The sequence below is a fragment of the Streptomyces sp. GL_140 genome (genome assembly GCF_057834465.1).
Map to the genome: position 1 here is coordinate 3463307 of NZ_CM174404.1, position 14344 is coordinate 3477650.

At 70.1% G+C, this 14344-nt stretch carries 10 protein-coding genes; 1 reads left to right on the forward strand and 9 read right to left on the reverse strand.

What is annotated here, in order from left to right; genetic code table 11:
• Positions 1-2: 2 nt before the first annotated feature.
• From AC3IYJ_RS16025 to nirB, 9 genes are all read right to left on the reverse strand, one after another.
• Positions 3-371 (reverse strand): DUF6755 family protein, encoded by a 369-nt coding sequence (locus AC3IYJ_RS16025; RefSeq protein WP_489401957.1) that lies wholly within the window; start codon positions 369-371, stop codon positions 3-5.
• Complete coding sequence (locus tag AC3IYJ_RS16030; protein WP_489401958.1) at positions 368-1039, reverse strand: QcrA and Rieske domain-containing protein; 672 nt, start codon at positions 1037-1039, stop codon at positions 368-370. Before AC3IYJ_RS16030 ends, AC3IYJ_RS16025 begins: the two co-directional genes overlap by 4 nt.
• Entirely contained in the window at positions 1036-1635 is a 600-nt protein-coding gene (locus AC3IYJ_RS16035) for a 4Fe-4S dicluster domain-containing protein (RefSeq protein ID WP_453388265.1), read from the reverse strand. Before AC3IYJ_RS16035 ends, AC3IYJ_RS16030 begins: the two co-directional genes overlap by 4 nt.
• 6 nt (positions 1636-1641) lie before the next feature.
• Positions 1642-3972 (reverse strand): molybdopterin oxidoreductase family protein, encoded by a 2331-nt coding sequence (locus tag AC3IYJ_RS16040; RefSeq protein WP_489401959.1) that lies wholly within the window; start codon positions 3970-3972, stop codon positions 1642-1644.
• A 235-nt stretch (positions 3973-4207) separates the two neighbouring features.
• The gene (locus tag AC3IYJ_RS16045) at positions 4208-5302 is read right to left on the reverse strand and encodes an MFS transporter (RefSeq protein ID WP_489401960.1); all 1095 of its coding nucleotides are present in this window, start codon (positions 5300-5302) and stop codon (positions 4208-4210) included.
• 121 nt (positions 5303-5423) lie between these two features.
• Positions 5424-6251: a pyruvate formate-lyase-activating protein gene (gene pflA, locus AC3IYJ_RS16050; protein ID WP_489401961.1), complete on the reverse strand. Its 828-nt coding sequence runs from the start codon at positions 6249-6251 to the stop codon at positions 5424-5426.
• A 109-nt stretch (positions 6252-6360) separates the two neighbouring features.
• On the reverse strand, positions 6361-8631 hold the full coding sequence (gene pflB, locus AC3IYJ_RS16055) for a formate C-acetyltransferase (RefSeq protein WP_489401962.1): 2271 nt from the start codon (positions 8629-8631) through the stop codon (positions 6361-6363).
• A gap of 353 nt (positions 8632-8984) precedes the next feature.
• Entirely contained in the window at positions 8985-10406 is a 1422-nt protein-coding gene (locus AC3IYJ_RS16060) for an MFS transporter (RefSeq protein ID WP_489401963.1), read from the reverse strand.
• Between the two features lie 163 nt (positions 10407-10569).
• On the reverse strand, positions 10570-13359 hold the full coding sequence (gene nirB / locus AC3IYJ_RS16065; protein WP_489401964.1) for a nitrite reductase large subunit NirB: 2790 nt from the start codon (positions 13357-13359) through the stop codon (positions 10570-10572).
• Between the two features lie 258 nt (positions 13360-13617).
• Here nirB and AC3IYJ_RS16070 point away from each other — a divergent pair, with 258 nt between their 5' ends.
• On the forward strand, positions 13618-14340 hold the full coding sequence (locus AC3IYJ_RS16070; protein ID WP_489401965.1) for a sirohydrochlorin chelatase: 723 nt from the start codon (positions 13618-13620) through the stop codon (positions 14338-14340).
• Positions 14341-14344 lie beyond the last annotated feature (4 nt).

Here is a 14344-nt window from a genome sequence, read left to right on the forward strand (position 1 = left end):
GGTCATCGGTCCTTCGGGTCGAGGAGCCACAGTCCGATCACGGCGAGGAAGGACAGGATCAGGAATCCCGCCCCCCACCAGGCCGTGCCGGTGTTTCCCTTCATCCACTCGTTGACGGTCACCGTCAGCGCCCAGAGCTGGCCGATCACGACGGTGAGGGCCAGTGCCAGACGCGCGTTGAGCTTCGAGGAGCGCTCGGGCTCCTGCTCGGTGCCCGCTCCCGGGCCCGGGCCCGTGTGCCGGATCCGGGGGTCCCCGTACCCGCTGGTGGAGCGGATCTGGGGGTACCGCTCGTGCACCGGCCGGTTGAGCCGTGGTTGGGCGCTGCCCGGGTGGTACTCCGGCCGGGGCGGCAGGCGTGCATCACTCATGTGGGCCGCCTCTCGGGGGCTCCGGCGCGGCCCGCCCCGGGGCAGCCCAGGCGGGCGGCCTCGTCCGGGCGGGATTCGCTGAACTGCCGGCACAGTGCTTCCTTGGCCGGCTCTCCCGACCGGGCGGTGGCGACGGCCCAGACGCTGCCGTCGGCCTGCTCGGTCAGGAAGATCCTGGGCAGCGGACGAGGTGGCGGGCCGGCCGTCACCTCGCCGGTGCGGGCATCGAAGACGCCCTCGTGGCAGGGGCAGTACAGCTCCCCGTCGGCGCCCCGGTCCTCGCGCCACAGCACGCCGCAGGCCAGGTGGGTGCAGACGGCGGAGTAGCCCACGAGGGAGCCGTCCGCGAGCCGCACGGCCAGCGCCCGGTCGTCCTCGCCGGGGAAGCGGAAGGCCACGGACTGGCCGGGTGCCAGCTGGTCGGTGACCTTCTTCGGGTTGGGCAGGTGCTCGCTGTCGCCGTGCCGGTGCAGGATGCCGGCCGCGACCCCGACACCGCCGATGGCCAGGCCACCGGAGACGGTGGCGACGATCCGCAGGTAGTCGCGGCGGGTGGTGAGGGAGTCCGCGCTGATCCGGTCTCGCAGCTGCGCGACCGCCGCGTCGGCAGCGGCGCCGTCGTCGGGGCCCGAGCCTGGATGCGGAGGGGGCTGTTCGGTGACGCTCATCGGACGTCCCTTCCGTTGATCTCGACGACGGGCAGGCCGCCGGGCACGGGCCACTGGACCTTGTCGGCCGGCACGACCATGGCCACGCCGGTCTGGACGACCACGTCGCCGAAGACGAAGGAGTCGGCGACCTGGACCCCGGGGCGCTCCGCCTGGAGCTCTTCGAGGGTTCCGTAGAAGAGGGCGCCGGTCGGGCAGACGGTCGCGCACATGGGGGCGAGGCCGTAGGCGGTGCGGTCGTAGCAGAGGTTGCACTTCATCTGCAGCTTCGCCTGGAGGTCGATCTTCGGGATGCCGAAGGGGCAGGCGTTGACGCAGTTGGAGCAGCCGATGCAGCGGGTGGTGTCGGCCTGCTGGACCACTCCGTCGGCGGTCACCAGGATCGCGTCGGCGGGACAGACCTCGGCGCAGGGCGCAACCGGGTCCTCGCAGTGCATGCAGACGGACGGAAGGGAGGCGACGGAGATGCCGGGGTCGGTGTAGTCCAGATGGATCATCGACTTGCCGCGGTGCGAATCGCACTCCCGGCAGGCCGAGACGCAGGCCTGGCAGCCGATGCAGCGACCCGGGTCGATGAAGATCGTGCGGCCCATCATGGCGGGTCAGCTCCTCTCCGCCGTGCCACGGCCCTGCGGGGACGTGGGGGGCAGGGGGTCGGTGCGGGAGACCTGGGCCTCCGGATAGGCCTCGTGGCCCGGTGCGGTGGGCGGCGCGGGGACCTCGTCCACCCGCTCGGCGGCCTCGATCCGGGCGGCGCAGACCTTGTACTCGGGGATCTTCGAGCGGGGGTCGAGGGCGTCGATGGTCAAGGCGTTCGCGGCCGTCGGGACGGGCCAGTGGTACGGGATGAAGACCGTGTCGGGGCGGATGGCCTCGGTGACCAGGGCCGGGAAGACCTCGCTGCCGCGGCGGGTGACCACCCGGACCGGGTCTCCGTTCCTGAACCCGTGCGAGGGGTGGACCTCCACCCAGGGTCGGGGGGTCTGCTCGACGAGGGCGCCCAGGCGCCGGGTCTGGTTGCCCGAGAGGAAGTGCGCGACGGTGCGGCCGGTGGTGAGGGAGAGGGGGAACTCCTCGGTGTAGGCGTCCATGGGCGGATGCCATTCCACGACCTGCATGTGGATCTTGCCGTCGGCGTGGTAGCTCTTGCCGTCCTCGAACAGCCGGGGCGTGCCGGGGTGCTCGGTGGACGGGCAGGGCCAGACGATCCCGCCGGTCTCGTCCAGGCGGTCGTAGGTGATGCCGTAGTAGTCGTTGACCGTTCCGGCGGAGGCGATGCGCAGCTCCTCGAACACCTCGCGGGAGCCGGGGAAGTCGAAGTGCTGCCCGGCGCCGAGCCGGCGGGCGAGCTCGCAGATGACCCAGGTGTCGGTGCGCACCCCGGCCGGGGGTTCCTGGGCCTTGTTGTGCTTGACCACGCGGGCCTCGGCGTTGGCCATCACGCCCTCGTCCTCGGCCCAGGTGGTGACGGGGAAGACCACGTGCGCGTTGGCCGCGGTCTCGGAGAGGAAGAAGTCGAACTGGGCGTGGAACTCGGCGGTGTCGTAGCCGTCCTTGACCACCGCGTAGTTGGGGAGCGAGACGAAGGGGTTGTTGCAGATGCCGATGAGCCCGCGGATCTCCTTGCGCTGCATCTGCCAGACCATCTCCATCATGGAGGTGCCGGCGCCGGGGAGTTCGGACTCCTCGATGCCCCAGATCTGGCAGATCTGCTTGCGGTGCTCCGGGTTGGTGATGGAGCGGCCGCCGGGCAGGAGGTCGGACTTCTGGCCGTGTTCGCGGCCGCCCTGACCGTTGCCCTGGCCGGTGATGGTGCCGTAGCCGGCGCCGGGCTTGCCGATGTTGCCGGTGGCCACGCACAGGTTGATGACGGACAGGCAGTTCTCGACGCCCTGGGAGTGGTGCTCGATGCCCCGGGCGTGCCAGGCCATGGCCCTGTCCGCGCCCGCGAAGACGCGTGCCACCTGGACGATCTGGGAGGCCGGGATCCCGCAGATCTCGGCGGAGCGGGAGGGCGGGTACTCGGCGACGGTCTTCTTGACCTCTTCCCAGCCGGTGGTGTTGGCGGCGAGGTAGGCCTCGTCGGTGAGCCCCTGGTCGATGACCACGTTGAGCACGGCGTTGAAGAAGGCCGAGTCGGTGCCGGGCTTGAGCGCGACATGGATGTCGGCGGTGCGGGCGACGGCCGTCTCGCGCGGGTCGATCACGATCAGGGTGGCTCCCCGGTCCCGTGCGCCCCACAGGTACTGGGTCATCACGGGGAAGCACTCCCCCACGTTGGACCCGGCGATGAGCAGGCAGTCGGAGAGGAGGATGTCGGAGAAGGGGTTGCCGGCCCGGTCGATGCCGAAGGCCAGCTTGTTGGCCCCGGCGGCGCTGACCATGCACAGGCGGCCGTTGTAGTCGACGTGCTTGGTCTTCAGCGCGACCCGGGCGAACTTGCCGACCAGGTAGGTCTTCTCGGAGAAGAGGCTGGCCCCGCCGAGCAGCCCGAAGGCGTCGTTGCCGTACTCGGCCTGGATGCGGCGGACCTCGGAGACGGTGAAGTCCAGCGCCTCGTCCCAGGAGCACTCCTTGAACTCCTCGTCGCGCGAGCGCCGCATCAGCGGAGCGGTCAGCCGGTCGGGGTGGTTGACCTGCTGGTAGGCGTTGATGCCCTTGGGGCACAGCCGCATCCGGTTGATGTCGTGGTTGCGCGGCTCCACGCCGAAGACCTTGCCGCCCTTGTCGACGCGCAGGTACATCCCGCACTGCACTCCGCAGAAGCAGCAGTGGGTGGGGACGAGGGTCTCGCCGTTCTGGTCGGCGTGCCACTTGTCGGCCGGGATGCCGCCTGCGTCGCGGAAGTTGCGGGTGCCGGGCGGGGCGATGGAGGGGTCGATGGAGATGGGTACGGGCCGGGACGCGGCCTTGTCGGGGTCCGTCGCGGTCACTTGGGCCTCCGGAGAATTGCGCCGTCTTCAGGAAACGGGCTCGCGCCACGACAGAAGCGGGTAGCTTGGTTTGCGGGCGGTGCGTAGCGAGAACCAAGCACGCGGATCACCCTTTGCATTGCTGCTCCCCGGGCTGGTCTCAACCCGGCTGGCGCTGATCGTGGAAGACCTGACGGGCCGCTGGTCCGACCAGGCGACGTGAGCCAGGAATCCCCTCCTCCGGGAGCGGGAGGTTTCAATTGAAGCCCTTCTTGACATGGGCCAGGTAGACGCTGCCGCGCAGCAACCTCTTGCAGCGCGGGCAGTATTCGACGAAGGCGTCGAAGTCGAGCTTCAGGTCCTTCATGGTGCCGCGCAGGTTCTCCACGTACGGGGCCGTGTCGATGGCCTCTCCGCAGCGCTTGCAGGCGAAGGGCTCCTCGCCCTGCCGGGAGGTGTACTTGAAGACCTGCATGCCGACGGCGGCCGGGCGCTGCACGATGTGGAAGAACTTCCCGAACGGGATGTAGATGAGGGTGAACACCACCGACACCATGTGCAGGATCGCGAGGAACTCGTATCCGCCGCCGTGCAGGAAGATCGACGAGAAGGTCAGCAGCAGACCGGTCACGGAGATCACGATCAGGCAGATCAGCGGCAGCAGGTCATAGGCGAAGCGCTGGCCGGTGATGGCGCCGCGGTCCTTCATCCGCCGCCACAGGAAGTACGTGGCGCCGGGGATGACGAGGACGGCCGCGATGTCCAGGCCGTGGAACATCAGCCAGCCCAGGATGTTCAGCGAGTTGAAGCCGAGGACCTTGATGCCCCAGATCCGCATCTCGTATCCGGGCCCCGTGGCGCTGTCCCCGGTGAAGGTGAACCAGCCCCAGGTCAGCGGGAAGGTGATCGCCGCTGCGAGCAGGCAGCCCCAGAACATGAGCTGGTGGGCGATCCAGCGGGGCCGCGAGCGGGCACCGAGGAACTTCTGGAATCCGAGGTAGGTGGCGATCATCTTCGGCAGGGCGGTGGGTGCCTTGCGGAAGTTCTCGACCGAGAAGAAGCTGCCGAAGCCCTTCTTGAAGAGGCGGCGCGCCCCGGGAGCCGAGACCCACACGGTGTAGCGGTAGGCCACGCCGAAGGCCAGGAAGACGGTGGCCACGGCGTAGGGCAGCAGTGCGGAGTCGAAGTCGCGCAGCAGCCGGCTGCCAAGCACGATCGCGAGGATGAGCAGGAGCGAGACGACGGTGCCGGCCAGGGTGGCCCGTGCGGTCACGGACCGCCCGGCCGGCGGCGGGGTCTCGGGCACCGAGGGAGGCGGCGCGGCATCGATGACATCTGAGGGCTCGGGCACAGCACCACGCTAGGTGGCCTGTACAGTTTTAGCCCGTTTTGTCGGGCTTTCGGGTGCACCGTACGGGCGCGGGCCCCTACGGGTGGCAGAGGGCCCCTTGCGCCCCTTCCGCCCCGACGGCTCAGACCGCGTTCAGCCCCTGCGCGGCGAAGATCGCCTTCGCTTCGGCGACCTGTCCGGCAGTCGGCGACGGCGTGTCGTGGAGGGTGAACTTCATGTCCAGCGCCTCCCACTTGCTCTCGCCCAGCTTGTGGAAGGGCAGTACGTCCACCCGGGAGACGTTGCCGAGGGTGCCCGCGAAGGCGGCGACGCCCTCGATGTTCTCCCGGGCGTCGGTCAGCCCCGGCACCAGCACGAAGCGCAGGTGCACCTCCTTGCCGAGGTCGGCGAGACGGCGGGCGAAGTCCAGGGTGGGCTCCAGGGGCCGGCTGGTCACCTTCTTGTACGTCTCCCGGTCCCAGGACTTGATGTCCAGCAGGACCAGGTCCACGTCGCGCAGCAGCGCGTCGGTGGCGCGGGCCCCCAGGAAGCCCGAGGTGTCCAGGGCGGTGTGCAGCCCGAGGTCGTTCTTCATCCGGTGCAGCAGCTCGCCCGCGAACACCGGCTGGAGCAGCGGCTCGCCGCCCGAGATGGTGGCGCCGCCCCCGGAGGCGGAGATGAACTTGGTGTACTTGCGGGCCTCGGCGATGACGTCGTCGGCCGAGGTGCGCTTCCCGTTGCGCATCCGCATGGTGTCGGGGTTGTGGCAGTACAGGCAGGTCAGCGGGCAGCCGGACAGGAAGGTCACGAACCGGGTCCCCGGGCCGTCGACCCCGGTCGACAGGTCCCAGGAGTGCACCGTGCCCTCGCTCGGCCGCTGGGTCGCGGCGGCGGCGGGAGTCTGGCCCGCGCTCACGCTGATGGCGTTGGCGTGGCCGATGGGAAGGCTCGTACCGAAGAGGACGGTCATGGCAGGTGCTCCAGCTTCCAGATTCCGCTGACTGATCTGGTGACGCGCGGTCCCGGGGCCGGGTGAGGGCCGGCCCCGGGCCGCGCGGTTCGTGGGGCTCTCCCGAAGGTCAGAGAGAGCCGTGGAAGGTGCGGTTCAGCACGTCGAGCTGCTGAGCGCGCGTGAGGCGGACGAAGTTGACCGCGTAACCGCTGACCCGGATGGTCAGCTGCGGGTAGTTCTCCGGGTGCTCCATGGCGTCCATGAGCGTGTCGCGGTTGAGCACGTTCACGTTCATGTGGAAACCGTCGACCGCCATGTAGCCGTCGAGGACGCCCGCCAGGTTCTTGATCCGCTCCTCGGGGGTGCGGCCCAGGCCGTCGGGGGTGACGGTGTTGGTCAGCGAGATGCCGTCCTCGGCGTCCTCGTAGGGGAGCTTGGCGACCGACAGCGCCGAGGTGACGTAGCCGTGGGTGTCGCGGCCGTTCATCGGGTTGGCACCCGGGGAGAACGGCTCGCCGGCGCGGCGTCCGTCCGGCGTGTTGCCGGTCTTCTTGCCGTAGACCACGTTCGAGGTGATGGTCAGCACGGACTGGGTGTGCTCGGAGTTGCGGTAGGTCGGGTGCTTGCGCACCTTCTTCATGAACTCCTCGACCAGCCAGACGGCGATCGAGTCGACCCGGTCGTCGTTGTTGCCGTAGGCCGGGTAGTCGCCCTCGATGGTGTAGTCGGTGACGAGTCCGGTCTCGTCGCGCACGGCGGTGACCTTGGCGTACTTGATGGCGGACAGCGAGTCGGCGGCGACCGAGAGGCCGGCGATGCCACAGGCCATGGTGCGGCGCACGTCGCGGTCGTGGAGCGCCATCTCAATGCGCTCGTACGCGTACTTGTCGTGCATGTAGTGGATGACGTTCAGCGCGTGGACGTACGTGTCGGCGAGCCACTCCATCTGCTCGTCGAACTTGACCATGACCTCGTCGTAGTCCAGCACGTCGGAGGTGATCGCACCGGTCGAGGGGCCGACCTGGGCGCTGGACTTCTCGTCCCGACCGCCGTTGATCCCGTAGAGCAGGGTCTTGGCGACGTTCACGCGGGCGCCGAAGTACTGCATCTGCTTGCCGACGGGCATCGCCGAGACGCAGCAGGCGATGGCCGTGTCGTCACCGAAGCGCGGGCGCATCAGCTCGTCGGACTCGTACTGCACCGAGGAGGTGTCGATCGAGACCCGGGCGCAGAACTCCTTGAAGCCCTGCGGCAGCTGGGGCGACCAGAAGACCGTCATGTTCGGCTCGGGGGCCGGGCCGAGGTTGTAGAGGGTGTGGAGGTAGCGGAACGAGGTCTTGGTGACCAGCGGACGGCCGTCCTCACCCATGCCGGCGATCGACTCGGTGACCCAGGTGGGGTCGCCGGAGAAGAGCTCGTCGTACTCCGGGGTGCGCAGGAAGCGCACGATGCGGAGCTTGATGATGAAGTCGTCGACCAGCTCCTGGGCCTGCTCCTCGGTGAGGATGCCGGCCTCGATGTCGCGCTGGAGGTAGACGTCGATGAAGGTGGAGGTGCGGCCCAGCGACATGGCCGCGCCGTTCTGCTCCTTCACGGCGGCCAGGTACGCGAAGTACAGCCACTGGATGGCCTCGCGGCCGGTGGTGGCCGGGCCGGAGATGTCGTAGCCGTAGGAGGCGGCCATCGCCTTGAGCTCGGCGAGGGCGCGGATCTGCTCGGAGAGCTCCTCGCGCAGGCGGATCGTCTCCTCCAGCGAGCGGTTGCCCGCGGGAAGGGAGTTGATCTCCTCCTTCTCCTCCTTCTTGAAGGCGATGAGGCGGTCCACACCGTAGAGGGACACGCGGCGGTAGTCGCCGATGATGCGGCCGCGGCCGTACGCGTCCGGCAGACCGGTCACGATGCCTGCCTTGCGGGCTGCGCGGATGTCGGGGGTGTACGCGTCGAAGACACCGGCGTTGTGGGTCTTGCGGTACTCCGTGAAGACCTTCTCCAGGTCGTCGGAGACCGGGTAGCCGTAGGTCTCCAGGGCGCCGGCGACCATGCGCCAGCCGCCGTAGGGCATGATCGCGCGCTTGAGCGGGGCGTCCGTCTGGAGGCCGACGATCAGGTCCTTGTCGCGGTCGATGTAACCGGGGCCGTGCGCGGTGATCGTCGACGGGATGTCGTACGCGACGTCGTAGACGCCCTTCTCGCGCTCCTCCGGGAACTTGTCCGTGATCGCCTTCCACACGGCGGTGGTGCGCTCGGTGGGGCCGGCGAGGAAGGTGTCGTCACCCTCGTACGGCGTGTAGTTCTGCTGGATGAAGTCGCGGACGTCGATGGCGTCACGCCACAGACCGCCCTTGAAGCCGTTCCAGGCCTCGCCGTTCTTCGTGGTTTCCGCAGGGGTGGCAGTCATCGCCCGCACCTTCTTCAGTCGCCTCATTGCTTGTATCCATTGCACGCCTTTTGATCGATCATTTGGCGCCGCGTTGGTCCCGAGCTGGAGCCCGAAGGTCCCGCGATCCCCGGACCCAACCCTCCCCCATCCCCGCTGACCTGGCACTTTGAGCAGGTCAAAGGTCCTTCGTGTGCTTGTGAAAACTTTCACAAGAATCTGCGGGAGGTTGGGGAGGGAGCCGCGGCCGGGCCGGGTCGGGGGCGGGGCGCAGCCCCCAAGGGGGCCGGGCCCCGAGAAGCCCGGGCGGGGTCGGGTTCCGCTGGAGCGGAGGTCCCGAACCACACCCGGGCCGGCCCGGCCAGGGCTACCGACTAGCTGGGCGCCTCCGCGCCGGGGCGGGCGTAGAACCACCAGGCCACGACGACACAGCTGGCGTAGAAGGCGACGAAGCCCCACATCGCGCTGGTCACGGCGAAGTTGGCGAACATCGCCGGGATGAAGAAGAAACCGTAGGCGGCAATGGCCGCGGTGAAGCCGGTCACCGCGCCGGACTCGATCTCGGCCTGCTTGAGGCCCTTCGCGTACTCCGGGGTGCCCTCCGTCAGACCGGCCAGGTGCTGGCCGCGGAAGATGACCGGGATCTGGCGGAAGGTCGAGCCGTTGCCGATGCCCGAGAAGAAGAACGCCGACAGGAAGCAGAGGAAGAAGCCCTGGAAAGAACCCTGGTCGGAACCGGCTGGGAGGAAGGTGATGACACCGATGATCGAGGCAGCCATGCCCACGAAGGACAGGATCGTCACCCGCGCTCCGCCGAACTTGTCCGCGATCCAGCCGCCGGCCCAGCGGGAAAGCGCGCCGAGCGCCGGGCCCATCCAGGCGTAGGTGGCCACGGAGTACGCCGGGAAGGTGGTCTTGATCAGCAGCGGGAGCGCCGCCGCGAAACCGATGAAGGAGCCGAAGGTGCCGACGTAGAGCCAGGTCATCAGCCAGTTGTGCTTGCGCTTGAAGATGATCTTCTGCTGGCTGAAGGGGGTGGAGGCGACCTTCAGGTCGTTCTGGCCGAACCACGCGACGGCGGCCAGCACGATCAGGACCGGGACCCAGACGAAGGCGGCGTTCTGGAGGTAGATCTCCGAGCCGTTGGCCTTCTTCTGGCCCGCGCCGATCGCCAGGACCGAGGTGGTGATCAGGATCGGGGTGAGCAGCTGGACCACCGAGACGCCCAGGTTGCCCAGGCCGCCGTTGATGCCGGTCGCGTTGCCCTTCTCCTGCTTCGGGTAGAAGAAGCCGATGTTGGCCAGGGAGGAGGAGAAGTTGGCGCCGCCGATGCCGCAGAGCGCGGCGATGGCGACCATCGTGCCGTAGGAGGTGTCCGGGTTCTGCACCGCGAAGCCCAGCCACAGCAGCGGCACGATCAGCACGACGGTGGAGACCGCCGTGAAGCGGCGCTGGCCGATCATCGGGCCGATGAAGGTGTAGAAGATGCGGGCGGTTCCGCCGGTGATGCCGGGGACGGCCGTCAGCCAGAACAGCTGCGACTGCGAGAAGCCGAAGCCGACGTCCTTCAGGTTGGTCGCCGTGATGCTCCAGACCTGCCAGACCACGAAGGCCACCAGCAGGGCCGGCACCGCGATCCACAGGTTGCGGGTGGCGACCTTCTTGCCGGTGGACTGCCAGAAGGACGGATCCTCGGGCGTCCACTCCGTGATGGTGCGGCCGGGGCGGTACTGCGCCGGATCGGGCGCCTGCACTCGGCTGGTCGCCGAGCGCACGTCCTGCTTGGCGGAACTCATGACATGTCCTGAACGTTCGGAGGAGTTGAGAAGAATGAAGCTGCGAGTCCTGACCTTCTTAGGGTCCGCCTGCGGGGGCGCCTCCCGTCAGGGGACAACGTCGTGTGGACGACAGGACAAAGTCCCGCCGCCCACACGACGTTGGTACGGTGCCCGCAGAGCCTTAAGGCGCGAGCTCCACCAGCGGCAGGGACACCTCGGGGTCGTCCAGGCAGACGCCCGTCCGCAGGTCGAAGACCTGCTTGTGCATCGGCGAGGCCACGACCGGCACTCCGTCGCGCGAGCCCATGATCCCGTTGGCGATGACATCGGCGCCCGAGAAGGGGTCCCGGTTGCCCACCGCGTAGACCTCGCCGGCTCGGTCCTTGAAGACCGCGGCCTGCGTGCCGTCGGGCAGCACCGCCGTGCGCCCGCGGCCCGGCTCCAGCGAGTCCGCGACCGACGCGCCCACGGCCCCGGACGCCCCGAAGTCCACGGTCCCGAAGCGCTCCAGCGCCGCCGGGTCCTCCAGGACCGCCGCCCACTCGTCCTCGTACGCCGTTACGTGGCGCTCCATCTGCGCCTCCAGTTCCGCGCAGATCCCGAGCGAGTCCTCGATCAGCACCTCCCTGAGGTGCTCCATCCCGGCCGCGGCGCCACCGAGCCGCTCCAGCCAGGCCGCGCTGCGCTCCAGGCGCTCGCCCGTGCGGATGTAGTACATGAGGAACCGGTCGAGCAGCGCGAAGAGTTCGGCCGTGTTCAGGTCCGAGGCCAGCAGGTCGGCGTGGCGCGGGGTCGCGCCGCCGTTGCCGCCGACGTACAGGTTCCAGCCGTTGGCGGTGGCGATGACGCCGATGTCCTTGCCCCGCGCCTCCGCGCACTCGCGCAGGCAGCCGGAGACGCCGCCCTTGAACTTGTGCGGGGTGCGCAGACCCCGGTAGCGCAGCTCCAGGTCGATGGCGAGCTGGATCGAGTCGCCCTGCCCGAAGCGGCAGAAGCGGGCTCCCACGCAGGACTTCACCGCGCGCAGGGACTTGCCGTAGGCCTGTCCGGATTCGAAGCCGGCCCCGCCGAGCCGCCGCCAGATGTCGGGCAGCTGCTCCTTGTGGACCCCGAAGAGGCCGATCCGCTGCGCGCCGGTGATCTTCGTGTAGAGGCCGTAGTCCCGGGCCACCTCGCCCAGCGCGATGACCTGCTCGGCCGTGATCTCCCCGCCCGCGACGCGCGGGATCACCGAGTAGGTGCCGTCCTTCTGGAGGTTGGCGAGGAAGAGGTCGTTGGAGTCCTGCAGGGCCGCCTGCTCGCCCGCCAGGATGTGCCCGAGGCCGAGGTCCGGGGCGAGGGTGCCGAGCACGTTCGCGACGACCGGCTTGCAGACGGCGCAGCCCTCGCCGCCCTCGCCGTAGGTCTCCAGCAGCTCGCTGAAGCTGCGGATGCGCTCGGTGCGGATCTTCTCGTAGATCTCCGCCCGGGTCAGGGTGAAGTGCTCGCACAGCCCGCGCGGCTTCTCGATGCCGGCCGCGGCCAGTTCGGCGTCCAGGACCGCCTGCAGCGTGCCGATGCAGCCGCCGCAGCCCGTGCCCGCCTTGGTGCACTTCTTGATGCCGCCGATGTCGGTGAGGGACTCCGCGACGACCGCTTCGCGCACCCGCCCCTTGGTGATGTTGTGGCAGCTGCACACCACCGCTTCGTCGGGCAGCGCGTCCGCGCCGGGCAGTGCCACGCCTTCGGTCGACGGAAGGATGAAGGCCTCCGGCGGAGCCGGCAGCCGGCGGCCCGCGTGCGGCTTCAGCGAGCCGTACGCCTCCGCGTCGCCGACCAGGATCCCGCCGAGGAGGGAGCCGTCGGGGCCGAGCAGCAGCTTCTTGTACACGCCTTCGCGGGCGTCGGAGAAGACCACCGAGACGGCCCCGTCGCGGCCCTCGGGGGCGAACGGGTCGCCGAAGGAGGCCACGTCGGCGCCCATCAGCTTGAGCTTGGTGGAGGTGTCGGCTCCGGTGAAGGTCAGCTCGCCGGCTCCCGCGAGGGCCTCGGCGACCGTCTCGGCCATCTGGTAGCCGGGCGCGACCAGCCCGTACACCTTGCCGTCGACGGTCTGCGCGCACTCGCCGATCGCGTAGACGTAGGGGTCGCTGGTACGGCAGTGGCCGTCCACGACGACCCCGCCGCGGTCGCCGACCGCCAGGCCGCACTCGCGGGCGAGGCGGTCGCGCGGGCGCACACCGGCGGAGAAGACCACGACGTCGGAGCTGATCTCCTCGCCGTTGGTCAGCCGCAGCGCCTGCGCCCGCCCGTCGGGGTGGATCTGCACCCCGGCCGCGCCGACGCCGGTGTGCACGGCCACGCCCATGGACTCGATGGTGGCCCGCAGGGCGGCCGCGCCGCCGTCGTCGACCTGGAGCGGCATCAGCCGCGGAGCGAACTCCACGACGTGCGTGGTCAGTCCGAGCGTGCGCAGCGCGCCCGCCGCCTCCAGGCCGAGGAGCCCGCCGCCGATGACCACACCGGTGCGGGCCGCGCCGTCGGCGGCGTAGGCGGTCAGGGCTTCGACGTCGTCGAGCGTGCGGTACGTGAAGCAGCCTTCAGCGTCGGCGCCGTCGATGGGAGGCACGAAGGGGTAGGAGCCGGTCGCCAGCACCAGTGCGTCGTAGGAGAAGACCTGCCCGGAGCGGGCGGTGACGGTGCGGGCGGCGGTGTCGACCAGTTCGGCCGGGTCGCCGAGCCGCAGGTCGATGCCGTACTTCTCCAGGAAGCCGGGCTCGACCAGGGAGAGCTCCGCGCCGGTGGAGCCGGTGAACGCCGCGGACAGGTGCACACGGTCGTAGGCCGGGCGCTCCTCCTCCGCGAGGACCGTGACCTGCCAGCCACCGCGCTCCGGGCCGGCGGGGTCGGCGAGCGCGTCGCGCTCGGCGAGCGCCTCCAGCAGGCGGTGTCCCACCATGCCGTGGCCGATGACAACCAGCGTCTGCCCCATGGGTCTCACTCCGTGTCCCTGCGCCGCGCGCTCCTCGGCGCCCGGAAAGGCCGGGCAAGGAGGTCACGCGTACATACATTCCGACCTTTCGACGGTAGGTCCGCCCCACAGCTCCGGACGACCGAAAAGGGCCCCTCGGGCCGGGGAGACGGGCCTCTTTCGCACAGGACCTCCGACCTGCGACAGGGGCCCTTGGCCGGGGTCCCCGCGGCCCGCGGCCCGCCTAGCGTGGAACGAGGGACCAGGGAGGCAGACCACATGCTCGTACTCGCCGTCCACGGCAGCGCGGCCCCGGCCGCCGCCGCGACCATCGCCCGCCTGACCGCCGCCATCGAGGCCGTCAGCGGGGTCCACGCGCTCGTCGGCCACCTCGACGTGCAGCGCCCTTCCCTCGCCGAGGTCGTACGGGAACACCCGCGCTCGGTGGTCGTCCCGCTGCTCCTCGGCGACGGCTTCCACCGCCGCGTCGACATCCCCGCCGTCCTGGAGGGCACCGGCTGCGTGCTCACCGAGGGCCTCAGCGGAGAGCGCGACGTCGCCCGCGCCCTGCACAGCCGCCTGCGCGACGCCGAGCGCCGACGCGGCCCCTACACCCGGGCCGACGCGGTGGTCGTGGCCAGCGCCGGCTCCTCCCGACCCGGCGGCAATGCGGGTACGCAGGCCTGCGCGGCCCAGCTGGCCGCCCTGCTGGAGTACGACAGCGGCCCCGACCCCGTCCCGGTTCTCCCCGCCTACCTCACCTCGGCCGGTCCCACCGTCGCCGAGGCGCTGGCCCTCCTCCAGGCCGCCGGGCACCGCCGGATCGCGGTCGCGGCGCACCTGCTGGCCCCGGGCCGCTTCACGCACGCCCTGAACGGCTCGGGCGCCTGGACGGTCTCGGAGCCGCTGGCCGACCATCCGCGCCTGGCCCGGCTGGTGCTGAGCCGCTACGAGTCCGCCCGGGGCACACGGGCGCTGAGGGCCGCGCGCCTCGCCTGCTGAGCCC